Origin of the sequence: Candidatus Pseudothioglobus singularis PS1, from assembly GCF_001281385.1 — a bacterium.
In the GTDB taxonomy this organism is placed as follows: domain Bacteria; phylum Pseudomonadota; class Gammaproteobacteria; order PS1; family Pseudothioglobaceae; genus Pseudothioglobus; species Pseudothioglobus singularis.
The window spans coordinates 132,406-156,529 of record NZ_CP006911.1 but is presented as its reverse complement, the minus strand read 5'-3'; the positions used below and the strand labels follow the sequence as shown (position 1 = coordinate 156,529).

General features: G+C 36.6%; 28 protein-coding genes and 1 tRNA gene. 9 read left to right on the top strand and 20 right to left on the bottom strand.

From position 1 onward, the window contains the following. The first annotated feature begins 7 nt into the window (after positions 1 to 7). A tRNA-Ile gene (locus W908_RS00755) sits at positions 8 to 84 on the top strand. 56 nt (positions 85 to 140) lie between these two features. On the opposite strand, the gene W908_RS00750 is transcribed toward W908_RS00755, so the two are convergent. After that, positions 141 to 836, bottom strand: coding sequence for a Type 1 glutamine amidotransferase-like domain-containing protein (locus tag W908_RS00750; RefSeq protein ID WP_053819551.1), 696 nt, complete (start codon positions 834 to 836; stop codon positions 141 to 143). A gap of 95 nt (positions 837 to 931) precedes the next feature. On the opposite strand from W908_RS00750, the gene cysQ reads away from it, so the two are divergent. Beyond that, positions 932 to 1,687, top strand: a complete 756-nt coding sequence (gene cysQ / locus W908_RS00745; RefSeq protein ID WP_236849154.1) for a 3'(2'),5'-bisphosphate nucleotidase CysQ — start codon at positions 932 to 934, stop codon at positions 1,685 to 1,687. Here cysQ and nadC read toward each other — a convergent pair. From nadC to W908_RS00705, 9 genes are read right to left on the bottom strand one after another with little or no spacing between them, the layout of a single operon-like run. Continuing rightward, on the bottom strand, positions 1,684 to 2,508 hold the full coding sequence (gene nadC / locus W908_RS00740) for a carboxylating nicotinate-nucleotide diphosphorylase (RefSeq protein WP_053819549.1): 825 nt from the start codon (positions 2,506 to 2,508) through the stop codon (positions 1,684 to 1,686). The two genes, cysQ and nadC, sit on opposite strands and share 4 nt — an antisense overlap. Continuing rightward, the gene (gene lpxB, locus W908_RS00735) at positions 2,498 to 3,586 is read right to left on the bottom strand and encodes a lipid-A-disaccharide synthase (RefSeq protein ID WP_053819548.1); all 1,089 of its coding nucleotides are present in this window, start codon (positions 3,584 to 3,586) and stop codon (positions 2,498 to 2,500) included. The genes nadC and lpxB overlap by 11 nt, the downstream gene beginning before the upstream one ends. Before the next feature lie 44 nt (positions 3,587 to 3,630). Continuing rightward, positions 3,631 to 3,930: a ribosome assembly RNA-binding protein YhbY gene (yhbY, locus tag W908_RS00730; RefSeq protein ID WP_020023593.1), complete on the bottom strand. Its 300-nt coding sequence runs from the start codon at positions 3,928 to 3,930 to the stop codon at positions 3,631 to 3,633. Next, positions 3,917 to 5,170: a diaminopimelate decarboxylase gene (lysA, locus tag W908_RS00725; RefSeq protein ID WP_082344990.1), complete on the bottom strand. Its 1,254-nt coding sequence runs from the start codon at positions 5,168 to 5,170 to the stop codon at positions 3,917 to 3,919. The genes yhbY and lysA overlap by 14 nt, the downstream gene beginning before the upstream one ends. An 11-nt stretch (positions 5,171 to 5,181) precedes the next feature. After that, complete coding sequence (lptM, locus tag W908_RS08840) at positions 5,182 to 5,304, bottom strand: LPS translocon maturation chaperone LptM (protein WP_236849153.1); 123 nt, start codon at positions 5,302 to 5,304, stop codon at positions 5,182 to 5,184. 33 nt (positions 5,305 to 5,337) lie between these two features. Next, complete coding sequence (gene aat, locus W908_RS00720) at positions 5,338 to 5,997, bottom strand: leucyl/phenylalanyl-tRNA--protein transferase (RefSeq protein ID WP_053819546.1); 660 nt, start codon at positions 5,995 to 5,997, stop codon at positions 5,338 to 5,340. Next, positions 5,994 to 6,545: an ADP compounds hydrolase NudE gene (nudE, locus tag W908_RS00715; protein ID WP_053819545.1), complete on the bottom strand. Its 552-nt coding sequence runs from the start codon at positions 6,543 to 6,545 to the stop codon at positions 5,994 to 5,996. The genes aat and nudE overlap by 4 nt, the downstream gene beginning before the upstream one ends. 57 nt (positions 6,546 to 6,602) lie before the next feature. Next, a complete protein-coding gene (locus W908_RS00710; RefSeq protein WP_053819544.1) occupies positions 6,603 to 7,424 on the bottom strand; it encodes a phytanoyl-CoA dioxygenase family protein in 822 nt (273 codons plus the stop codon). A 15-nt stretch (positions 7,425 to 7,439) separates the two neighbouring features. Further along, on the bottom strand, positions 7,440 to 8,324 hold the full coding sequence (locus tag W908_RS00705) for an NAD(P)-dependent oxidoreductase (RefSeq protein ID WP_053819543.1): 885 nt from the start codon (positions 8,322 to 8,324) through the stop codon (positions 7,440 to 7,442). Positions 8,325 to 8,452: 128 nt separating this feature from the next. On the opposite strand from W908_RS00705, the gene W908_RS00700 reads away from it, so the two are divergent. Further along, on the top strand, positions 8,453 to 9,076 hold the full coding sequence (locus W908_RS00700) for a DNA-3-methyladenine glycosylase family protein (RefSeq protein WP_053819542.1): 624 nt from the start codon (positions 8,453 to 8,455) through the stop codon (positions 9,074 to 9,076). On the opposite strand, the gene leuB is transcribed toward W908_RS00700, so the two are convergent. Together leuB and W908_RS00690 are read right to left on the bottom strand one after the other, a co-directional pair. After that, entirely contained in the window at positions 9,073 to 10,149 is a 1,077-nt protein-coding gene (leuB, locus tag W908_RS00695; RefSeq protein WP_197503609.1) for a 3-isopropylmalate dehydrogenase, read from the bottom strand. The genes W908_RS00700 and leuB overlap by 4 nt on opposite strands. A gap of 60 nt (positions 10,150 to 10,209) precedes the next feature. Continuing rightward, on the bottom strand, positions 10,210 to 10,374 hold the full coding sequence (locus W908_RS00690) for a rubredoxin (protein WP_020023601.1): 165 nt from the start codon (positions 10,372 to 10,374) through the stop codon (positions 10,210 to 10,212). 176 nt (positions 10,375 to 10,550) lie between these two features. On the opposite strand from W908_RS00690, the gene cysS reads away from it, so the two are divergent. The 5 genes from cysS to adk all read left to right on the top strand — a co-directional run bounded on the left by cysS (position 10,551) and on the right by adk (position 15,861). Beyond that, on the top strand, positions 10,551 to 11,930 hold the full coding sequence (cysS, locus tag W908_RS00685) for a cysteine--tRNA ligase (protein WP_053819540.1): 1,380 nt from the start codon (positions 10,551 to 10,553) through the stop codon (positions 11,928 to 11,930). Next, on the top strand, positions 11,905 to 12,588 hold the full coding sequence (gene yrfG / locus W908_RS00680; RefSeq protein ID WP_053819539.1) for a GMP/IMP nucleotidase: 684 nt from the start codon (positions 11,905 to 11,907) through the stop codon (positions 12,586 to 12,588). Before cysS ends, yrfG begins: the two co-directional genes overlap by 26 nt. A gap of 163 nt (positions 12,589 to 12,751) precedes the next feature. Further along, on the top strand, positions 12,752 to 13,636 hold the full coding sequence (locus tag W908_RS00675) for an NAD(P)-dependent oxidoreductase (RefSeq protein WP_053819538.1): 885 nt from the start codon (positions 12,752 to 12,754) through the stop codon (positions 13,634 to 13,636). A gap of 311 nt (positions 13,637 to 13,947) precedes the next feature. After that, a complete protein-coding gene (locus W908_RS00670; protein ID WP_053819537.1) occupies positions 13,948 to 15,192 on the top strand; it encodes a 6-phosphofructokinase in 1,245 nt (414 codons plus the stop codon). 15 nt (positions 15,193 to 15,207) lie between these two features. Beyond that, positions 15,208 to 15,861, top strand: coding sequence for an adenylate kinase (gene adk / locus W908_RS00665; RefSeq protein WP_053819536.1), 654 nt, complete (start codon positions 15,208 to 15,210; stop codon positions 15,859 to 15,861). A 3-nt stretch (positions 15,862 to 15,864) separates the two neighbouring features. On the opposite strand, the gene lptA is transcribed toward adk, so the two are convergent. Both lptA and lptC read right to left on the bottom strand, forming a co-directional pair. Next, a complete protein-coding gene (gene lptA / locus W908_RS00660) occupies positions 15,865 to 16,350 on the bottom strand; it encodes a lipopolysaccharide transport periplasmic protein LptA (RefSeq protein WP_053819535.1) in 486 nt (161 codons plus the stop codon). Beyond that, on the bottom strand, positions 16,343 to 17,293 hold the full coding sequence (gene lptC / locus W908_RS00655) for an LPS export ABC transporter periplasmic protein LptC (RefSeq protein WP_053819534.1): 951 nt from the start codon (positions 17,291 to 17,293) through the stop codon (positions 16,343 to 16,345). The genes lptA and lptC overlap by 8 nt, the downstream gene beginning before the upstream one ends. 3 nt (positions 17,294 to 17,296) lie before the next feature. On the opposite strand from lptC, the gene thiE reads away from it, so the two are divergent. Beyond that, positions 17,297 to 17,869 carry a thiamine phosphate synthase gene (thiE, locus tag W908_RS00650; RefSeq protein WP_053819533.1) on the top strand — a complete coding sequence of 191 codons (573 nt, stop codon included), beginning with the start codon at positions 17,297 to 17,299 and terminating at the stop codon, positions 17,867 to 17,869. On the opposite strand, the gene cfa is transcribed toward thiE, so the two are convergent. The 6 genes from cfa to W908_RS00620 all read right to left on the bottom strand — a co-directional run bounded on the left by cfa (position 17,841) and on the right by W908_RS00620 (position 24,109). Then, entirely contained in the window at positions 17,841 to 18,995 is a 1,155-nt protein-coding gene (gene cfa, locus W908_RS00645; protein WP_053819532.1) for a cyclopropane fatty acyl phospholipid synthase, read from the bottom strand. The genes thiE and cfa overlap by 29 nt on opposite strands. Before the next feature lie 76 nt (positions 18,996 to 19,071). Further along, a complete protein-coding gene (locus tag W908_RS00640; RefSeq protein WP_053819531.1) occupies positions 19,072 to 19,584 on the bottom strand; it encodes a disulfide bond formation protein B in 513 nt (170 codons plus the stop codon). Positions 19,585 to 19,599: 15 nt separating this feature from the next. After that, positions 19,600 to 20,184 carry an HD domain-containing protein gene (locus W908_RS00635; protein ID WP_053819530.1) on the bottom strand — a complete coding sequence of 195 codons (585 nt, stop codon included), beginning with the start codon at positions 20,182 to 20,184 and terminating at the stop codon, positions 19,600 to 19,602. Between the two features lie 28 nt (positions 20,185 to 20,212). Then, the gene (locus W908_RS00630) at positions 20,213 to 20,797 is read right to left on the bottom strand and encodes a sarcosine oxidase subunit gamma (protein WP_053820765.1); all 585 of its coding nucleotides are present in this window, start codon (positions 20,795 to 20,797) and stop codon (positions 20,213 to 20,215) included. After that, a complete protein-coding gene (locus W908_RS00625) occupies positions 20,790 to 23,828 on the bottom strand; it encodes a glycine cleavage T C-terminal barrel domain-containing protein (RefSeq protein WP_053819529.1) in 3,039 nt (1,012 codons plus the stop codon). Before W908_RS00625 ends, W908_RS00630 begins: the two co-directional genes overlap by 8 nt. Beyond that, positions 23,825 to 24,109, bottom strand: a complete 285-nt coding sequence (locus W908_RS00620; RefSeq protein ID WP_053819528.1) for a sarcosine oxidase subunit delta — start codon at positions 24,107 to 24,109, stop codon at positions 23,825 to 23,827. The genes W908_RS00625 and W908_RS00620 overlap by 4 nt, the downstream gene beginning before the upstream one ends. Positions 24,110 to 24,124: the final 15 nt, after the last annotated feature.

Here is a 24,124-nt window from a genome sequence, read left to right as displayed (position 1 = left end):
TTTACCCGGGCCTATAGCTCAGTTGGTTAGAGCAGTCGACTCATAATCGATTGGTCCTTGGTTCAAGTCCAAGTAGGCCCACCAAAATAAAAAAACCTAGTTTTAACTAGGTTTTTTAATGCCAAAATTAATTTAAATCCCTACAAGTATTTTGGCTCAATAATGGATTCATTAATTTTTCCATTCTCTGCACTAACATTGTAAGCCTTTGCATTGGGAAGGGATGAAACGCAACGTTTGAGTTTTCCATCAACAAAATGTGCAGCCACTCCATCATCACAAGCAATACCTTCCATCATTGATCCATTTAAAATGGCTTTGTGGTATTCAGGTCTCCTTTGTGACTCACTATCAAAATGCGGGCAGTTGCTGTTTGGTAAAAAACCTAAACAATCTAATGGTAAGAGCTTTCCCGTTACTGAGTCAGTCAATCCTTTTTCAAACCAGCAAATTGAGCCTGCACTGAGACCTGCCATAATCGCTCCATTGTCCCAGGCCTCGTATAAATATTTATCAAGACTCCACTCTTTCCATAGAACCATCAGATTGCGAGTATTTCCACCACCAACATAAAAGATATCTTTATCTAAAACAAATTCTCTTAAATCTCCCTCAGGAGGCCAATAGAGTGACAAATGGCTTGTCTCACAGTTTAGTTTTTTATAAGAAGAATAAAATCTTCTTCTATAGCTCTCATCATCTCCACTTGCAGTAGGAATAAAGCACACTTTTGGATTTTTTTTATTGGATAAAGATAGGAGATATTCATCTAACTTTAGATTTTCAGGTTTCGAGGTAAATCCACCACCTCCCATTGCTAGTACATGCTTTTTCATATTCAAATTTGATAAATAATTATAGAGGAATAAATTTTACTTAAGATCGAAGCTGAGAATAAATAATTACGACTCTCGATGATATAATGAAAACAATGAACTCTAAAATTCTTTCACAGCTCATCAATTTAACTGCTCAAGCCGGTGAAATTATTATGGACCTTAGAGCTAATTCCAGTGATTACTCTATCAAAGCTGATAACACGCCTGTGACCCTAGCAGACAAAGCCTCCCATGAATTGATAGTTAACACATTACAAAAATTAACACCTCACACTCCAATCCTCTCAGAAGAATCATCGCACATTCCCTTTTCAACTAGAAAATCATGGGATGAATATTGGTTGATTGATCCTCTAGATGGAACTAGAGATTTTATTGATGGCTCTCCTGATTTTTGCATTATTATTGCCCTTATTCGAGATAATTATCCTGTTTTTGGACTAATTTATTCACCCTTCAATAAAGTGCACTATTATCGATTTGAAAATAATGCTTCTGTTAAGCTAGTCAATAAAACAACTTCTACAATACTTACATCAAAGCCAAAAAGGTGGGAAAAAATTGTTGTTGGTAGATACTCAAATAACAATAAAGGGCTAAAAGAGCATCTCAAATATAAAACAAATTTTGAAACTTTTAAGCTGGGTAGTGCGCTCAAGTTTTGTCTTATTGCAGAAGGAATTTATCATTACTATCCAAAATTTGGTCGGTGCTCTGAATGGGATACTGCTGCAGGAGTTTGGATACTTGAAGGGGCAGGAGGCAAAGTAACTGACCTCAATGATAACGCCTTACAATACAATTCTACAAAAGACATTATTAGCCCAGCATTTAGAGCAATAGCCTAGGAACTAAACCTTAAAGACAAATCAATTGACTTTATATCTTTTGTAATTGAGCCAATTGAAATATAGTCCACGCCTGTATTTGCATAGTCCAAAATATTAATCTCAGTAATGCCGCCCGATGCCTCTAAAGGGCAAATTCCTTCTGAAATTTTCACAGCTTCTCGAAGATCTTGAAGACTAAAATTATCGCACAGAATTCGCTTTATACCTTTCATAAGGAGCGCTGATTGAAGTTCTTCAAGAGACTCCACTTCAACAATAATAGGTGTTTTTGGAAATTGATTGATTGCATTTTTAATCAATTGCTCTAAAGAGCCAATTGATAATATATGATTCTCTTTTAGCATGATACAGTCATACAAACCCATCCTATGATTCACCCCACCACCACACTTAACCGCATATTTTTGCGCCTTTCTAAGCCCAGGTATTGTTTTTCTTGTATCAAGTAATTTTGCATTCGTACTATTTATGAGACTGACAAGGTAGCTAGTTTGTGTTGCAGTAGCACTTAATATTTGCAAAAAGTTAAGTGCGGCTCTTTCGGCAGTTACTATCGTTTTTGTATTGCCTTTAAGGCCGCATATTTTGTCACCTGACTTGACCCTTGAGCCATCTTCAACCTTCCAATGTATTTGAATTTTTGGATCAATTGATAAAAAACATAAATTAAAGAATTCAACTCCACAAATTATTGCATCATCTCTGCAAATTATTTCAGCCTCGATAATCTTATTATCAATTAAAACTGATGAGACATCTCCTTCACCAATATCTTCAGATAGTGCAAGTTCAACGATTTTTTCAATGTCATTTTTCATTAATAAACTCAATTATTGCCTCAGCAGATTTGGAGCTAGAATCATGATTTAATAGAACATGAATCTTTTCTAATTCGCTAACAAGCTTGCTATTATCAGACCCTAGTAATGTCATAGCATGATCAGAAATATTTTGACCGTTCGCATCATTTTGAATTAATTCAGGTACAACTCTTTTTCCTAAAATCTTATTGGGAAGTGAAACTTCTTTGGTATTAAGTAGACGCTTTACTATTTGATAACTTAAATAGGAGAGCTTATAAATAACAACCATTGGAACTGCTAGTAAGGCCACCTCAAGTGCTGCAGTGCCAGATGCAACTAGAACTAGATCAGAATCAATAATTTTTTTGTGAGCATCACCAATGCTGATTTTTATAGATAAACCCTCTATACTTTTCTCAACCCAATCTCTATGATTAGCATTGGCAAGAGATAGATTAAAAGTTAGTTCGGAGTCTCTAGACTGCATTACCCTTACAGCCTCAATCAATTCTGGCAAAAGCGTTTTAATTTCTGACTCTCTTGAGCCTGGCATTAATAAAACGCTTTTGTTTGGTTTATATTTCTTCCTTGGTTTTAAGGTTTCAGCTAGTGGATGACCAACAAAAATAGCTTTTTGATTATGCTGTGTGAAGAAATCCACTTCAAAAGGGAAAAGACATAATACTAGGTCAGTTGAAGCTTTAATTTTTTTAATTCGTTTAGAACGCCAAGCCCAAACTGAGGGGCTAATAAAATGAATTGTTTTAACGCCTTCTTTCTTTAATGAATGCTCAATCCTGAAGTTGAAGTCTGGTGAATCAACACCAATAAATACATCGGGCTTATTAGAAATGTAGTGATTAGTGACTTTAGTTCTTAACTTTAAGACGGATGGCAGCTTCTTCAACACCTCACTGAGACCCATCACATTTACTTCATCAGTATGCCACAAACTATTGCAACCTGCTTCAATCATCTTGTCGCCGGCCAGTCCGTCTATTTCACAATGGTGATCATTGTTTTTTAAAGCAACGACCAAAGATGAAGCAATCAGATCGCCTGAAGTTTCTGCAGCACTGAGGGCAATTTTCATTTCAATTAAGTATTATAAGAATACAATAAGCTCTGTTAAATTTATTATGATCTAGGTAAGATAATATCAGGGTTGTCTTCAAAAGGCCTATAAATAACTATTACGCCCCCAATAACTTGGACTAATTCAGCTTCAGAAAACTTAATAATCTTGTTGATTATCCCTTGCTTTTCATCACGATCGCTTACCCTTAGTTTGATTTTAATGAGTTCATGTTTAAGCATAGTTGACTCAATCTCAGCAATAACTGACTCACTTAATCCATGCTGACCAATCATTACAAATGGCTTTAAATCATGCGCCAAAGATCTTAAGTACTTTTTTTGATTATTAGTTAACTTCATCTTTAAATATAGTTTCATTCTCAAATAGTGATTCGATAGTTTCTCTTTTTCGCACCAAACTATGGCTCTTTTCACTCACCATAACTTCAGGCACTCTGGGTCTCGAGTTATAATTTGAACTCAAAACAAAACCATACGCACCTGCAGTTAAAATTGCAATATAGTCTCCTTTTTCTAAAGTTAGTTCTCTATCCTTAGCCAAGAAATCTGAAGTTTCACAAACTGGTCCGACGATATCCCATGAGTCAGTAACGCCCTTTGATTTTTCTTGTATTGAAACCGCCTCATGATATGAACTATAAAGAGCAGGCCTAATCAGATCATTCATTGCACCATCTACAATTGCAAATGACTTAATATCATTTTGCTTCAAGTATTCAACTTTTGTTACAAAAATACCTGCATTTCCAACAATTGATCGCCCAGGTTCAGCCAAAATTTTCATACTTCCAACTTTGCTGATTACCCTATTGATGTAATCCTCAATACTGATTATTTTTTCTTGATCATAGGTTATACCTACTCCACCTCCAATATCAATGTGGTCTAAATCTATGTTTTCTGATTTGAGCTCTTCAATCAGATCTAATGCTTTTTCAAGAGCCTCGATAAATGGAGATTGATCTGTAATTTGAGAGCCAATATGGTAATCAAGTCCGCAGACATCAAGATAATCAGAAAGGCTTGCTTTTTTATACATAGACAAAGCCACTTCAGCACTCACACCAAACTTATTTTCAGTCAGACCTGTTGAAATATATGGATGAGTCTTTGCATCTACATCTGGATTGACTCGGATTGAAATTGAGGCACGAACATTCAAAGAGGATGCCACTGATTCAATCTGTTCTAGTTCTCCCTCAGACTCTACATTGAAACAGTAAATTCCATACTCAAGTGCTTTTCGTATTGAGTTTTCAGTTTTTGCAACACCTGAAAAAACGCATTTAGCTGGATCTCCACCTGAAGCAATAACTCTCTCTAGCTCTCCAAGGGAAACAATATCGAAACCAGATCCTAGATTAGCAAGAATATTTAATACTGCAAGATTAGAATTAGCCTTTACAGCATAACAAATAAGATGAGGATGGGCTCCAAATGAATTTTCAAAAACCTTCCAATTGAATTCTATTTGACTTTTTGAATAAATATAAAGTGGCGAGCCGTACAAGTTCATTAAGTCTGAAACGGGCACAGACTCAGCATAAAGATTTTTATTTTGGAAATTGAATGCGTTCAATGGATTTTTCGCTAGTAAGTACTAGTAGTTGATTCAACTGTATCTTTTATTGGGACTAGATCACCCATTCTGCCACATGCTGCTAACGTAATAACAAGTGAGACCAGTAAAACGAATTTAATATGGTTTGTCATAGCGTAATAATCCCTAATTTAATGGAGTATATTTTACACAAAGGCCTTAAGCTGTTGCATAAACAAATCTCTTGGGATATTGTAGGCACCCAAACTTTCTAAATGTCGATTCTCCACTTGACAATCTATTAATTGATAATGGCTATTTTGCAATAAAAATGCGAATGCTACTTTTGAAGCATTGCTTACCAATGAAAACATGGACTCACCAAAAAAAACCCCTCCTAATGCAACCCCATATAACCCACCCACAAGCTCTCCATTCTCAAACACTTCGTATGAGTGCGCATAGCCTTCCTTGTACAAATTTGTATAAGCTTTGACCATCTCATCATCGATCCATGTTCCTGACTGACCAAACCTAGGAGCCTCTTGACATTGTCTAATTATATTATTGAATGATGTATCAACTAAAACATCAAATCTTGATGAATTAATTGTTTTTTTTAAACTTTTTGATAGGTGAAATGAGTTCGGCGTAATAATCATTCTGGGATCTGGAGAATACCAGAGTATAGGTTCATCTTTACCATACCAAGGGAATATACCTCTGGAGTAAGCCTCCAAGAGTCTATTTAATGATAAATCACCGCCTATAGCGATTAATCCATTTGGCTCTTTGAGCGCTAACTCTATTTCAGGGAATTTTAATTGATCTTCATCCAGCCAAAATGACTGCGGTATATCTATCACACTGATCGATTATTAATGATATCTCTTACCATATAAAGAGCTAGAATGCTCCTTGCTTCAGTTAAGTCTTCGTTATAGGTTAGTTCCTCTAACTCAGAAAGTTTTTTAGGGACGATTTCTAGAGGTTCAGGCTCATCTCCCTCTGCAGTTTCCTCAAACAGATCTTCAGCGAGCACGATGTGCGTCTCACTTGACTGATACCCAGGCGCAAGTGTGATTGTTTTGAGAAAGGTTAGCTTATTTGCGCCAAACCCGATTTCTTCTTTTAGCTCTCTACCCGCAGCCTCAATTGGAGTTTCACCCTTATCTATTTTCCCTTTGGTAAGTCCTAATTCATAGCGCTCAGTGCCTCCAGAAAACTCATAAATCATGAGGACAGTATCATCATCAAGCATTGGGATAACTAGAACTGCTCCATTTCCTCGAGACATAAGCCTCTCATAGACACGAGTTGCGCCATTAGAAAATTCGACATCAAGTGACTCAAGATTGAAGATTCGACTCTGAGCAACAGTATGAATATTTGTTAATTTTGGCTTTTTTCTCATATCCAATATTATGCCATTTCTTTTAAAAAATTTTGATGCAAAGAATAAATAAACTCTTTAATTTTCCTGCCACAAGGGAGGAAAAAAACTATCAGGTAACTCATCACTTTCATTCAATTTATATTTTTTATAAATTTTTCCAGTTCCCCCACAATTAGTTGGATGAAATTTAGCATCAATTGGGACGCAATGTGCGACTATTGCTCTTCGATGGCTATTTGACTTGTTTGGCCCTGAACCATGCCAAGTATGGCCATGGTGAAATGAAGCACCCCCGGCAGGAACTTGAACTGAATCAATATAAAGAGTTTTATCATTTTTATTTAAATAATTATGGAGCTCTTTTTTATAATCATTTGGGGCATGAAAGTCCTCAGATGGTGGACATAGATCCCATTTGTGTGATCCCCTTGCAAACTCTAGTGTTCCATTTTCTGCAAAGGTATCATCTAAAGGCATCCAGCAAGTCACCATAGTTTGTGGAATTATCCAGTCATCATATGCAGCATCCTGATGAAAATTTAAAGCTTTTCCTTGCGGTGGCTTCCATAAAACGTTATCTTGAACAAGTCTTGCTCCCTTCCAGCTCATTAATTTCGAAACGCTCTCTCCAATAATTGAGCTACAAACTAAACGCTTTATAAGACTATCGGATTTCCAAGCATTACAAATTTGTCGTGTAACATCGCTTGGGTCTCTTTCTTGCCTCCAATTCCACTCATCTGGCTCAATACCAGTTTCAAAGTTTCCTTTAAAGAGAAGATTGATTCTTGTTTTAAGGTCTTCTAAATACTGCAATTCTATGAAATTATCAACTGTTAGAAATCCATTATTATTAAAATCAATCAATTGCTTTTCAGTGAGTGAAGCTTTAATCATTACTTGGTTTGTTACCTATTTATTCAACTCATCAAACATCATTAAAGCAGAGGTATCACTATAGGTATGGCCTTTATCCATTAAATTAGTATAACGGTCATAGACCTCTTGAGTAAAAGTTAGTTTTGTATTGTTTCCATCTGCTTGATCTAAACAGTAGCCTAAATCCTTCACCATCCACTTAATAGCAAAACCAAAATCAAACTCTCTTTGATGCATTGTTTTGCCTCTATTCACCATTTGCCAAGACTGAGCTGCGCCTCCTGAAATAGCAGACAGCAACTTATCCATATTCAAGTTCTCAGATTCAGCAAAAAGCAATCCCTCGGATAATCCTTGTAACAAACCCGCTATACAAATTTGGTTAACCATTTTTGCTAATTGGCCAGACCCAGAATCTCCCATCAGTGTGATACTTTTAGAATATGTTTTAATGATTGAGTCACATGCATCCAATATGTGAGCGTCACCGCCGGCCATAACGCTTAAAACTCCATTAATAGCTCCAGCTTCTCCTCCACTAACTGGAGCATCAATAAATGATATATTCTTATCTTTTAGTGATTCATTTAGGTGTTTTGCTAGCTTAAAGGATGTTGTAGTATGATCAATAAAAATGGAGCCCTTTTTAAGGTATGGCATCATTCCATCATCTGAAAAAACGATTTCCATCATATCTTCATCTCTTCCAGTGCATGTAATAACCACATCTGCATCTTTTACGGCGTCTTCAATAGTTAATGCAACCCTTCCTTCATATGCTTCTCCCCATTGGGCAGATTTTTCTGAGGTTCGATTAAAAACACTTACATTAAATAACTCAGACCTTGATAAATGTCCAGCCATAGGATAGCCCATCGTTCCTAGACCAACAAAAGTCACATTTCTTTTTTTACTCATAGTGTTCCCTGTCTTATATGTTGTTAAAAATTAGTATAAATTATACGACAATGTCATCTATACTACATTCTCAGTTAAAGAAAACAACTAACTTTATCCTCTTATCAAAACACTTTTTAAATTTATAAATGTCTCTCCCAGCTTATTGGCAGCAATCTAAAGAATTCTTAACACACACTGACCCTAAGTTAGCAAAGTTAATTCTCGAACATCAGCAATACAGTATTTCTTCTCGTGGTGAGGCTTTAGAAACTCTACTTCGATCAATAGTTGGGCAACAAATCTCAGTTCAAGCTGCTGCAAGTGTATGGGGAAAGTTAGAAAAAAAAATTGGCAAAATAAAACCAGAAAATGTAATTTTGATGAGCTTCGAAGAACTTAAGTCTTGTGGATTATCAAAACAAAAAGTTCAATACATAATCAATATTTGCAATCATTTTATAAACTTCTCAATTAAAGACCACTTATATTGGGAAAATCGCTCATTCGAAAGTATTTATGATGAATTAATCACTATCAAGGGAGTTGGCCCTTGGACTGCAGAAATGTTTGGAATGTTTTACCTATTGGAAAAAGATATATTTCCTATTAAGGATATTGGAATAATAAGAGCAATGAATCAGATTTATGGAGAAGGAAAACCCCTCAGCTTAGAAAAAATAATTGCAATTTCAGAAACATGGAGGCCATATAGAAGCGTAGCCTGCTGGTTTTTATGGCGCTCTATTGACAGTGAGGAAGTTCTTTACTAAGTCTCAAGCTCTTCAATGACTAGATCACCCATCTGCTCTGTCCCAACCACTTTGTCCCCATCAGAAGCAATATCCTTTGTTCTGTAGCCTTTATCTAAAACTTTGCTTACCGCTGAGTTAATTTTGTCAGCCAATTCTCCTTGATTAAGTGAATACCTAAGCATCATCGAAACAGACAATATCGTGGCAAGAGGGTTTGCTATATCCTTCCCTGAAATATCAGGTGCTGAGCCATGGATAGGCTCATACATTCCAAAGTTATTTTGATCTAATGAAGCGGATGGAAGCATTCCAATTGAACCTGTTAGCATTGCTGCACAATCCGACAATACATCGCCAAAAAGATTACTCGTTACCATTACATCAAATTGTTTGGGATCTCTAACGAGTTGCATAGCAGCGTTATCAACATACATATGAGAAAGCGAAACATCAGGATAGTCCTTAGAAACTTCCTCCATTACCTCTCTCCATAGTTCGCATACTTCCAGAACATTCGCCTTATCGACTGAACATACACGCTTTCCTCTTTTTTGAGCAATTTGAAAAGCAGAATGTCCAATTCGTGCAATTTCAGATTCATAATATGTTGCAGAGTTTATTCCAAAACGTTCACCATCTTTTATTTCAACACCCCTTGGCTCACCAAAATAAATCCCTCCTACAAGTTCACGGACAATCATTAAGTCTAAGCCAGATACAATTTCAGTCTTAAGGCTTGAAGCATTTGCTAACTGAGGATATAAAATAGCAGGTCTCAAATTTGAAAATAATTCGAGCTCTGAACGTATGCCTAACAACCCTCGCTCTGGCCTCAAAGCCCTCTCTAAAGGCTCCCACTTTGGTCCTCCAACAGCACCTAAAAGTATGGAGTCACACTCTTTTGCAACTTTTATAGTCTCATCAGGAAGAGGTGTTCCAGTCTCATCATAGGCAATACCTCCTATAAGCCCATCTTCAAGAGTCATTCCCATTGAATGATTCGAGTTTAATGAATCTATGACTTTGACAGCTTGAGCAACAATTTCAGTTCCAATGCCGTCACCAGGCAAAATTAGTACTTTTGACATTATTTATTCCTTATTTCATTTTCGCAAACAGAAACCTCATCTTAGGTTTCGAACCCTCAATACCTAAATTTCTACCATTTCAAAGTCTTCCTTTCCAGAACCACAAACTGGACAAGTCCAGTCTTCAGGTATATCAGCCCAAGCTGTGCCAGGAATGATCCCTTCATCTGGAATTCCTTTCGCTTCATCATAAACCCATCCACACATTTTGCATTGAAGTTTTTTCATAATATGCTGACCTTGTACAAAGTATTTTGCATACTTTCTTTAAATTACTATTGAGAAAAATAATTATACATTTTGTAAGTGATTAATTGATAATCAAAATTAAAACTGTTGGCCATATGAGAACTAATATAACGGGTATTAATATTAACCCAGGAAATCCAGTATAAAATATCGCAATGCTCAAAATTTATAACACACTCACCAACCAAAAAGAAGAGTTCCAGCCTATTGACACAAATAATATTGGGATTTATGTTTGTGGAATGACAGTTTATGACTTTTGTCATATGGGTCATGCCAGAGTATTAGTTATGTTTGACGTGATTACTCGGCACCTAAGGCGGAATTTTTTAAGCGTTAAGTATGTAAGAAATATTACAGATATTGATGACAAAATTATTGCGAGGGCTGCCGAAAATAATGAAGATATCTACTCACTAACAAATAGATTCATTGATGCAATGCATGAGGACGAAAGGGCGCTAGGTGTTTTGAGTCCGGACATAGAACCACGTGCTACTGAATCTATCGATAAGATGATAGAAATGATTGAATCTCTTTCAAAACAGGGATTAGCTTATCAAGGTAAAAATGGTGACGTATTTTATTCGGTCAGAAAATTTAAGGATTATGGCAAGCTCTCTGGTAAAAATTTAGATGATCTTGTAGCGGGTGCAAGGGTAGACGTTGAGAGTGATAAAGATGACCCACTTGACTTTGTTCTTTGGAAAAAAGCAAAGTCTGATGAGCCCAGTTGGCCTTCACCTTGGGGAGATGGAAGACCTGGGTGGCATATTGAATGCTCAGCGATGTCAAATCACTTTATTTCAAACCATTTTGATATTCATGGCGGTGGAATGGACTTAACGTTCCCTCATCATGAAAATGAAATCGCTCAATCTGAGGGCTCAAATAACTGTAAATTTGTGAATACCTGGATGCACGTTGGATTTGTCAATATTGACGACGAAAAGATGAGCAAATCTCTAAATAATTTTTTTACTATTCGTGATGTTTTAGAAAAGTATGATGGTGAAACGCTCCGGTATTTTCTTATAAGTAGTCATTATCGCTCGCCTTTAAATTTTAGTGACACCAATATTGAAAGCGCCAAATCTGGACTAAAAAGACTATACAACGCTACAAAAGGTCTATCTACAACTGCAGATGACATTGGCCCTGAAGCAGATTATGAAGCACGCTTCAACGCTGCACTAAATGATGATTTCAATACCCCTATTGCACTGAGTATACTTTTCGAAATTGCAAAACAAATCAATATTGAGAAAGCCATAAACCATGAAAAAGCATATGGTTTAGCCAAACAACTAATTAAGCTTGGTAACTCTCTAGGTATTCTTGAATACAATGCTGAAGATTACTTAAAACAGGGCTCTGAATTATCAGAAGATGAAATTTCAAACAAAATTTTACAAAGAGAATCCGCAAGAGCATCAAAAGACTTTGCGTTGTCAGATCAAATTCGTGATGAGCTTCTAGAACTTGGGATTATTCTTGAGGATAGTGTAAATGGAACAACATGGCGCAGAAAGTAATCTAAACATAGACTGGAATCTGATTGATACTGTCTTGCTTGATCTTGATGGAACGCTTTTAGACTTAAATTTTGATCTTGAATTTTGGCTTGAATATATTCCAGAAATTTACTCAAAAAAACATAACATCAAAATAGATGAAGCTAAAGAAGTAATCATATCTATGATTAATTCACAAGAAGGAAAGCTGACTTGGTATTGTCTCGATTACTGGGAAGAGACACTTAACTTAGATATTATGAAACTAAAGGGTGATATTTCTCATTTAATTCAAGTTCATGATCACGCTTTGAATTTCCTTCAAACTGTAAAAAAGCATAATAAGCGCATATACCTTGTTACCAATGCTCATAGAAAAGGAATAAAGCTTAAGATGCAAAAATCTGGACTTCATGATTATTTTGATGAAATCATCTCTTCGCATGACTATGGAGTTCCAAAACAAGAGCAAAAATTTTGGGAAGAATTAAGTAATCAAATTAACTTTAACAAAGAGAGGTCAGTATTTTTTGACGACTCTTTAGATGTCCTTGAATCTGCTTCAAGATATAATATTAAAAATGTAATTGCAATCAGTAGGCCCAGCACTAAAATTCCAAAAAAGCATGTTCCTGGATTTATCAATATAGTAAATTTCATGGAGGTCACTCCAAAATAAGACCTTATACATACTCTTAAGCATTGAGAGGCAGCCTAACTCAATAGCATAAATATTTATATACCCCTCACATACCAAATAAAATTTGAACTTCTATTTGAACTGTAATTTTAGTAATTAAAATATAGCACTTAACTTAAGTACTTCATTAAATAGGTAATCTATGATCAAAAAAAACAATCGAGTTGCATTAGTTGGTATAGGCGCTATGGGAACTGCATTAGCTCAAACCCTTCTTGAAAATGAAATAGAGATTCATGTTTGGAATAGAACCCCAGAAAAGATTGAAACATTAGCTCAAAAAGGAGCTATAACTTATACTCAACCGCACAAGGCAATTGAATCATGCGATATAGTCATTGTGTGCTTGTCAGATTATGACGCATGGAAAGAGATTATTGACTATGAAAATGTACGCTCCAGCTTAAAAAGCTCCATTCTAATCCAATTGTCAACTGGAAGTATGGCTGAAGTTGAAGCAAACTCTTTAATTATGAAAGATCTTGATGTGGAGCTAATAGAGGGTTCTATTTTATGTTTTCCAGAACAAATTGGCACAGAGCTTGCGTCAATTATTCTTGCTGGCAAATCAGATGTGATTGAGTCATGTGACTCAATTTTAAGACTAATGTCTCCAAAGATTAGTTACCTTGGTGAGAGTCTTTCCGCTCCTGTAGTCTTAGGTAATGCAATTATGTCTAGTGTATTGGGTTTTTCAGCTGGCCTAATAAATGGTGCTGCCTTATGTTTAAAGGGCGATGTCCCTTTAAAATCGTATAGAGAACAAACTGTTCATAATTTTGCACGCATGCAAACAGAGCCGCTGCGTATTTTGGATGCTATAGCCAACCAGGATACTGAAAATACACAGGCATCCGTTTCAACTTGGTATGACGCACATTTAAAATTATTGAAAATCTCAGATAAACTTGGGGTGGATACAAGATTCCATCAAGGATTAAGTTTGATGTTTAAAGAGACAATTGATCAAAACATAGGAGGGCATGATTTATCTGCTATGGTCAAGGTGTTTTCAAACAAGAATTGAAGTACTCCAAGAAATATAACTGATAAAGAGCTTCAGAAGTTTGGGCTTTTAAAATGAAAGACCTTTGACACAAGACTCTTTAATATATTTACTTACTACAGGTGGTGAAACAAATTGACACATTCATATTGTTTGTGGACTTTAAAATCTCTAATTAATAGAATTAAACTCTAGTTTAGAATTATTCAGAGCCACATTTATATCAAATGATATACTCATATGTTTAACATAAAAATCTATAAGTTTTGTATATGACTTCTATACTAAATCCAATTCTTAATCTTTTTAACTATTAAAAATATCGGAATATTATGAAAAATGCCTTTTATGCACAATCTGGCGGAGTAACAGCCGTAATTAATGCTTCAGCTAGTGGTGTAATTGAAACAGCCCGAAAACATTCAGATAAAATTGGCACTGTCTACGCCGGAGAGAATGGCATCATAGGGGCACTAACAGAAAATCTCATTGATACATCTGCTGAATCAGATGCAGATATCGCTGCTTTAAATCATACGCCCTCAGGTGGCTTTGGGTCTTGTCGCTACAAGATGAAATCACTGGAAGCAAATAAAGCTGAATACGAGCGCTTAATTAAAGTTTTTAAGGCACACAATATTGGTTATTTTTTCTATAACGGTGGTGGTGATTCAGCTGATACCTGCCTGAAAGTCTCTCAACTATCTGAAAGTATGGGCTTTCCAATTCAAGCTATTCACATTCCTAAAACTGTAGATAATGATCTGCCGGTGACTGACAATTGTCCAGGTTTTGGGTCGGTCGCGAAGTATATTGCGGTCTCTACTATGGAGGCAAGCTTTGATGTTGCATCAATGGCTGCCACTTCTACTAAAATCTTTGTCCTTGAAGTGATGGGTCGCCATGCCGGATGGATAGCAGCAGCGGGAGGACTTGTTGACTCTTCGATACCTGTAGTTATTCTGTTCCCTGAAGTTGACTTCAATGAAGAAAAGTTTCTGGCTAAAGTTGATCAAAATGTTAAAGAGTATGGGTATTGCACCATTGTTGTTTCAGAGGGAACTAAGTGGCCTGATGGAACATTCCTTGCTGAACAGGGTACTAGAGATGATTTTGGTCATGCGCAGCTGGGTGGCGCGGCTCCAGTTGTTGCTAACATAATCAAAAAAGCTTTAGGCTATAAATTTCATTGGGCTGTAGCAGATTACCTTCAGCGTGCAGCTAGGCATCTAGCTTCAAACTCTGATGTTGAGCAAGCGTATGCTCTTGGAAAGGCGGCAGTTGAAATGGCTCTTGATGGCAAAAATTCAATCATGCCCTCAATAGTTAGAAAATCAAACAACCCTTATCAGTGGGAAATTGGATATGGAGAATTAAAAGATATTGCAAATGTAGAGAAAATGATGCCAGAAAGCTATATCTCCGAAGATGGATTTTCTATAACAAATGCATGTCGTGAATATTTACTTCCGCTTATTGAAGGTGAGAATTATCCACCGTATAATAACGGATTGCCAGACTACGTTGTAATGAAAAAAATTAAAGTTGGGAAAAAGTTACCACCCTTTGAAGTTTAAATAAAAGGCGCTCAAATGAATGTTATTTTATTAGGCCCGCCAGGTGCAGGAAAAGGCACTCAAGCGGCACATATTTGTGAAAAATTTAATATTCCTCAGATTTCAACTGGGGATATGCTGCGCGCTGCTGTAAATTCTGGATCACCTGTTGGGGTAGAGGCTAAAAAAACTATAGACGCAGGAAATCTTGTTCCTGATGATCTAATCATAGCACTTGTTAAAGACAGAATACAGTTGCCTGACTGTCATAATGGTTATTTATTAGATGGGTTTCCTAGAACTATAAATCAGGCAAATGCACTCAAATTGGAAGGAATAAGGATTGATTACTGTGTTGAGGTCAAGGTCCCAGATGATGATATTGTTGTCAGAATGTCGGGACGTCGTGTTCACCTTTCCTCTGGCAGAACATACCATGTTAAATTTAATCCCCCTCAAGAGTCTGGTAAAGATGACATTACTGGAGGAGAACTCATTCAAAGGGTCGATGATAAAGAAGATATTGTAAGAGGCCGGCTAAAGATTTACCATAAGCAAACTGAGCCCTTAGTTAAATATTATCAAAATGATTCAGAAAAACCTGAAACAGGCACAAAGTTCATAGCAATAAATGGCGTTGGCACACTTGAAGAAGTTAAAGAAAGAATTTCAACTGCATTGGTCAGCTAATTCTTAAAGGTCAATTTTAAACTTTACTCTTTTGGTTCCATCTTCTGAACCCTTTACAAGGACCTTGTCGTTGTTAATATCGTATGTCAGAGAGTCTCCACTAAATGAATCAAAGCCCTGAACTAAATAGGCATCACCAACTAAAAAAATCATTCCTTCATTCACGTCATAAGTTATAAGAGTCGCAGTTGCCTCGATAAAGCGCGCCTGATTTTCTTGACTTTGAATATACTTAGCAGGCTGTTCCAGCGTTCCTTTTGCCTTCATTGTTTCAACCCCATCAGCATTAGTTTGGACCTGAATGATTTCAGCAGTCATCACTAGAGAGCCTTGCTTGACTTCTGCATTGCCAATAAACTCGTTGAACCCAGACGTTTCATCGACCATTACTGAATCAGCTTCAATCTCTATAGGCTGCTGCGCATCCTCAGTCAAAGCGAATGTATAGGTTGATAAAAATAAAGCAATCATTAGAGCCAATTTATTCATAAGTCGCTTTAACCTCATCCGTTAATTTAAGTTTTTTTGCAATAGCATCATAATGCATTTTTTTTGCCTTTATGTCAACCGCATTTGATTGAAAACGTGTAGGCGAATTGGACTTAAAAATCTCACCATCGTTTGATTGATCAATGATGAGATCATAACTAGTAAGTGAGCTCCCAAAACCATTAACAACTGTTACATCCCCAAGCAGTTTAGTTTGCTCTGTTTTCATATTAATATCAACACCCCTATCTGTATTCACAATATTTTCATTCGATTTATAAATAGTCTTTTCATTACTTTCATATCTTTTTTCACCTGAGCGATGACTAATTAATAAGTTTTTTGTAGTTAAGGTTGCACCACTATCTTGGAGGATCTCAACATCTCCATTTAAATTCACTAAGTCACTTTTAGTATTCATATCCAGTCCTTGTGCTTTGATTTTTGCATTCTCTCCTAGATAAAAAACGTCTCTATTACTTTTAATTTGATCTCCTTTAACAACTAAGAGTTCAGTATCAATTTCATGAGAAATACCGCTGAGCGTTTTTATTTCTACCTCTCCAATAAAATGGATCGATCCTGACTTAAATATGACTGCTCGATTAGAGGTTAGAGTTAAGGTTTCATTTTGCTTCTCATCAAAAGTTGTCACTGTTACAATTTCTAATTGAACTGGTGAGTCTTTAAAGCTTTTGTATACATCAGCCTCAATAGTATGCAACAGAACTTGGTCACTAGAATATTCCTTGATAATAAAGTTGTCAATTTTTTCAAGGTAAGGAGTATCTTTAATCTGCTCTTCACTCAACTCAGATACTTCAGTGGTTTTTTTAAATACAGAAATATTTAATATATTATCTTGAAATATCCAAAGAATAGCTGCCAAGACTATAATGAAAACAATAAATGATTGAATTTTCTTAGTTTGAAATATTGCCATAATATGCTAAATCAAAGAATACAAGGATTGTACGCAATTACTCCAGATAAAGGTTTTGATATCACCCTTATTGAGAATGCAATTAAAAAACATAAAGTTAATATTCTCCAATACCGCCGCAAGAATCTGGACATAAAAAATAAGCTAGATGAAGCCAATAAATTGCTTGAGTTATGTAAACAATATAATACTTTATTTATTATCAACGATGATATTAACCTTTGCCAGAAAGTAGGTGCAGATGGCATTCATATTGGTCAGAATGATATTAATGCTAGATTAGCGAGAGAGATTCTAGGCAAGAAGTATATCATTGGGGTAACCTGTCATGATAGTAATGAGCTTGCGATCGATGCTGAAAATAATAGTGCTGACTATGTCGCTCTGGGAGCAATATTTAAATCAACCAATAAGCCAAAAGCGATTCATTGTCCCCTTTCTAAAATCACAAATATAAAAAAAGATATCAATATACCTATTGTTGGTATTGGTGGTATTAATTTTGAAAATCAAGGCTTGGCTTATGATGCTGGTTGTAATGCAGTGGCTATGATTGATGGTCTTTTTGGCTATTAAATCGGGCATGATTCTTGTAATCGTAACCGCCTTTTATGCCATTTTTAGACATCACTAGTTGCCATAATTGGTTTCTCCTGGAGCGAAAGGTGCCAGCACACATTAACAGGTAATACTCCCACATTCGCTTAAATCTATCGTCATATTTTTCTTTTAAATGATCATAGTTAACTTGAAAATTTTCATTCCATGCCGTTAAGGTTTTATCATAATCCTGCCCAAAGTTATGCCAGTCCTCAATAACAAAAATGCCCTGCGCAGCCCCACTAATCTGAGCCGGAGAGGGAACCATTCCATTAGGGAAAATATATTTATTTGTCCATGGGTCAGTGGATCGTGATGGTGTATTACGTCCAATTGTATGTAGCAAAAATAACCCTTTGTCACTGAGGCATCTATGAACAACTTCCATATAATCTCGATAATTTTTATACCCCACATGCTCAAACATTCCTATTGAAACGATTGCATCATATTTTGTATTTAACGCCCTATAATCTTTTAATTCAAAGGTAACATCTAGCCCTTCACAAGATTTTTGAGCATAATTCATTTGCTCTTTTGATACAGTGATTCCATGCACACTAATGCCGTAATTTTCTGTCGCATATTTTGCGAAAGCGCCCCAACCACAGCCAATTTCAAGCACGCGCATACCAGACTTCAGATGAAGTTTTCTGCAAGCTAAATCTAATTTATTGACTTGAGATTGTTCTAAGTTAACGGCATTTTTCCAATAGCCACATGAATAATTCATTCTTTGATCAAGCATCAATTTAAATAAATCATTTCCAGTGTCGTAGTGCTCCTCACCAACGATATAGGCGCGATTTATGTTTTGAGCATTGAATAGATAGGCTTTTAAAGCATGCATTAGGAAAGAAGGATTTGTGACCTTGACTTGTTTATCAATTCTGCCGCGAAGTAATCGACAACTAAACTCATCTAATGCTTCGCAATCCCACCATCCATCCATATAGCTTTCGCCAAGCGCGAGTGAACCGCCACTTAAAACGCGTGAATAGAAAAGTTCATTATGAATTTGAGGGTCACACAGACGAGAGCCATTGACTTGAATATCAACTGATTCAAATAGCTTAGTTACTGTTTCTTTAAAATCAGCCAAATCTTAAAAATAAGTTACCCCGTTGCCTATAAATCTTACCATATTACGATTTAATATGGAAATTTGCAGATTTTTACTATGAAGCAGGCTTTGAATTAAAAATCGCGGTTAAACTTAAAATCAAAATGACAAGGAACCAAACAAAAGACCAGCCGGCCATGCTCAAACCCAAGAATTGCCAAGGTATCTCAGCGCAATTACCGTCTCCCATAAATAGTGCGTTAATTACGTCAGCAAAAGGGAACACATCAATAATATATTCGAGTGGTGGGCCGCATAAAGGAACCTCATCTTCAGGAAGACCTTGAAGCCATATCTGGCGACCAGAAATCCACATCCCAGCTAATGCAAAAAGTGATAAAAAGATTGAATATAATTTACTAAAGTTAATTTTTGGGTTATGAAGGAAGGCTACGAATGAGCTAATGCCAATTAAGCAATAAAAGAACTGCTGAGTAAGACATAGTGTGCAAGGCTCCAGGCCTAGAATTTTCATACTGTACGCAGCATAACCAAGCAGTGAGCCAACAATCAAAAAAATGATTAAGTGAATCTGGCGTGGAGAAAAATTATTGAAAAAATAACTCATTACAGTTTCCTTATATTATCTATTTCCATGTCTTGCAAGTTGCTCAGAGTCATCTAATCTTGGACTAGAAAAAAACCCATTGATCATAGGTATAAAAAATTCTAACGGCTTTGATTTATAGTCAGGATCAAAACAGTTTTGGTCATAATGATGACAAAATCTTACGGTATCGTCATACCAAGGACTATCAATGAAAGCCTCTCTGGCATTTCTATCGCCGCCAGAGTGGTGCGCATAATAATACATTTGAAAAACACCATGATGCTTAACAATCCAATAGATTTTATCTGAGACAAATGGTCGAAGAATCGCAGCAGCCATTTCAGAGTGAGAGTGGGGTGCTAGAGAGTCACCAATATCATGAAACAAAACAGCCATAACCATTTCTAGATCTTCCTCAGCTAAAAAAGCTCGTGTTGCTCCTTGCAAAGAGTGTTCGAGTCGACTAACTTGATAACCTGATAAACTAAAATCTAATGCTTTTAAAGCCTCAATGAGTCGAGAGGGGAGATCTTTTAAATATTGATTTTCGAGATTATCTAGAAAGGCATACTCCTCAGCAGTGCCATTTTCCATGCTTATAAAATCAACCTTATTCATAGCTCACATCTTACAGCAATATAACTGCTTATAACCTTTTTGCGCTATCCTTTAGTAACCCCGCTACATAATGTGAAAAGGAGTGTCTCACCATCATAAATAAACTTTTTTTATCACGATAAACAAACACAGGGGCCTGGCCAAAAGTAGTTGAAACAGCCTTTCCATCCTTAAGAGAGCCTTCAATATCATAGCTCATCCATCTAGCTAATAGATTGTTAGTTTGATCTCCAAGAAACTCAATTATTCCATAAGCTCCAGAATTATCACTTATTGAAATACCCTTAGGAAGTGATGATAACTTTTCTTCTATTTCTATCTTATGGTTTCGCGATAACAAAATCCAAAATTCATCGGGGCTAACCCAAAAACATTTTGAATCATTATCGCCAGAAGTTATCTCAAGCGTTCCAGGAAGCTTAAGATTAAAGATATCTTTTGCCGCCTTAGTATTATTTTTTGAACTTGCAGATGTTCTTAGAACAATCAAAGAGTGTCCAGTTACTTCCAGAGAGATAAGATTTTTCTGATTAATTAGAAAGCCATCAGCATCTGTAACAGGATCAAAAGTGGATCTAAATATGGGTTCAATTTTGTTTTTAGAATCACTCATTTCCATCCACCTTTTCACCTTTAGCATCATAAAAGACGCTACTAGAAACTTCGCAAGGTATCTCTTTCAATCCTTGCTTCTCTTGAACAATTTTCACCAAAACTGTTTCAGTTATCTTAGAAAGCCCGCCCTTCAGTTGAGCAAGCGCAATAGACCTTCCTAAAGCTGAACTATAATAACTTGAGGTTACATAACCGATAGAGACCCCTTTATTACTAATAATATGAGACCCTTCAGGTAACACGACCTGGGCATCCTTTGTTAATAGCCCTACTAATTGAAGCCTATCATTTGAATTCAATGCAGCAATACTAAAAGAGCGTTGACCAATATATGAAAATGACTTATCTTTTGCAAGAATCCAGCTCATATTAACATCCATAGGTGTCATTGAACCATCTGTATCTTGACCAACAATAATATAGCCTTTTTCTGCACGAAGCACATGCATTGATTCAGTACCATAAGGCGTTATATTCCAAGGCTTCCCTGCTAGCGCAACTTGATCCCAAATGAAGCGACCATAGTTGGCTTCAATATTGATTTCATAAGCCAGTTCCCCTGAAAAACTAATTCTCATAATTCTTGCGTTGACTCCGCATACGGTTCCAGGACGCCACTGCATGAACTTAAAACTTTCTTTATTAAAGTCAACATCTTCACACAATACTTCCATTAATTTGCGAGCATTTGGCCCCACTACTGCGACCGTTGAAAATTGATCTGTGACACTATTGAGATGAACATCCAAGTCACTCCATTCAGTTTGAAGCCACATTTCTAGAGTGGAGTAAACACTTGCTGCACCGCCTGTTGTCGTGGTCATAATAAAATGATTATCATTAATACAAGCTGATACACCGTCATCAATAATCATTCCTTTTTCATTACACATTAAGCCATAACGACAACTTCCAGGGGCAAGCTTCATCCAGGCATTGGTATACACTCTCGATAAAAATTCTCTTGCATCTTTTCCTTGGACATCAATTTTTCCAAGCGTTGATGCGTCCATCATGCCTAGAGAGTTTCGAACAGATCTACACTCTCGATTGACAGCTTGATGCATATCTTCCCCTTCCATTGGATAGAACCAAGGTCGGAACCATTGACCAACTAATTCAAACTCAGCGCCACTCTCCACGTGGGAGTTGTGAATCGTTGTATATCTTTGTGGGTCAAAAAAATCACCTACTTCTCGGCCTGCCATCGCACCAAAATCAACTCCAGTGTATGCTGGTCTAAATGTCGTAGTTCCAACATCTGACATTGGAACATCTAAGAATTCAGCTGCTACAGCAATTCCATTAATATTTCCAGTTTTACCTTGGTCAGTACCAAAACCCATTGCTGTATAACGCTTGATGTGCTCGATAGACTGATAGCCCTCTCTAATTGCAAGCGCAACATCCAAAGTAGTGACGTCATTTTGCATATCAATAAACACTTTCGGCTTATTAAGGATTTCACTTGGAGTAAAGAATCGATCAACCTTGTAATAGTTTGAACACTCCTTAGTAAGTGGTTGAATACTGGCCTTTTTAACTTCACCCATAGACTCCAGGGACTGTTGCGCTTTATTTTTAGCATCCAAAATGGCATCCTTCCAAAACCCAACAGAATTTACAGCGCCGCAAACTTTTCTACTTTTTCTCTTTTTTTGAGGCAAGAATGATTGAGAATACTCATCAAAATAAGTCTTACCACCACAATGACAGTCCAAGTGCACAACAGGATTAAACCCACCTGACGTAGCTAATAAGTCACATTCTAGTGTTTGTGTATCTTTGGTAAGCCTCCATTGGGATTGCCAATGAGGCGGCTTAGATTGTAATTCAACTTTTGAAATTTCAACCCCTTTAATGCTGCTTGCTCCATTCGCTTTTCTAATTGCATAGCCTTGAATAATGTCGATACCTGAATTCTTAGCCTTGATAACAATTTCACTTTCACCACCAGGAGCTCTTACATCAATAACTTTACAATCAATATTATTATTATTTAGACTGATTGCAGTGCTATAAATACTGTCATTGTTTCCATACAAAATAACCTTTCTACCTGAGACCACACCAAACTCTTCAATGTATCGTCTAACAGACTGACTTAGCATAATATTGGCCAAGTCGTTGGTTTCAAAAAGCATTGGCCTCTCATGGGCTCCGGTAGCTAAAATAACCTCTTTTGCTCTAACCTTATGTAGAACTTTTCTTGCTGATCGAACACCATCTCTTAGAGTAGATTGACCCGTAGCATTGGTTTGAAGAACTTCAATATAGTTATGATCATACCAAGCATAAGCAGTCGCTGATGTGAGGATTTTAAGACGACTATTATCTTCATTCTTAAACTTCGATAGACTATTAATGCTTTCTTCATGCCAGTCGTATGATGATTCATCAGTTGAAAACTCACTCAGCAATTCTCCGCCCAAACACTCTCTTTCGTCAACCAGAATCACCCTAGCATTTTTTGAGTGATTGAGGATCTCTAATGCTGCCGTTATGCCAGATACTCCGCCGCCAACGACAAGAAACTCGGTATGCTGAAATACATGATCGTACACATCCTCATCTACTTCAGTAGGAGCTTTAGAAAACCCAGATAAGGATCTCAAGCTATCTTCTACCAAAGACCAAACTCTTTGTTTAATAAATGTCTTGTAGTAAAAGCCCGCTGGCATAAAACGATGCAGCGGCTTAATCATAGCGCGAAAATCAAATGAATTTGGATTGCTGGAACTAACAGCACTCAAACCATTATAAAGCATCACCTCAGTAGCCTTCATATTGGGAGTATATCTTCCCCCTATCTCGAGAGAAACTAAGGCATTTGGCTCTTCAACTCCTGCCCCCATCAATCCACGTTTTCGGCCATACTTAAAGCTTCTTGCATAGAAGAGGACGTTGTTTGCAATAAGCGCTGAAGCTAGCGTATCTCCATGAAAACCCTTGTAGGATTTATTATTAAATATAAAACTCAGTGGCTTTGAATAATCTATGAGGCTGCTTTTGTGATTATCTAGTCTCATGATATGTTCTCACTGTTAATCTCTCCAAAAGTCGACACCTGGATGACTTCATGACTAATGGTTGATCTTTTGACTAATAGGTATTTTCGACAACCAGCGGTATGAACCCATTGCTCCCAGTGGTCACCCTTATGGTTTGTTCGATAAAATACATAATCAGCCCACTCTTCATCAGTCAATGCCTCAGGGTTTTGAGGTCTTGCAATGAAAGCTTCCCCTGCAGGCGAAAATTCATTCTGATCTCTTAATTCTTTACAGTATGGACAATCTATCAAAAACATAATATTACCTTTTAC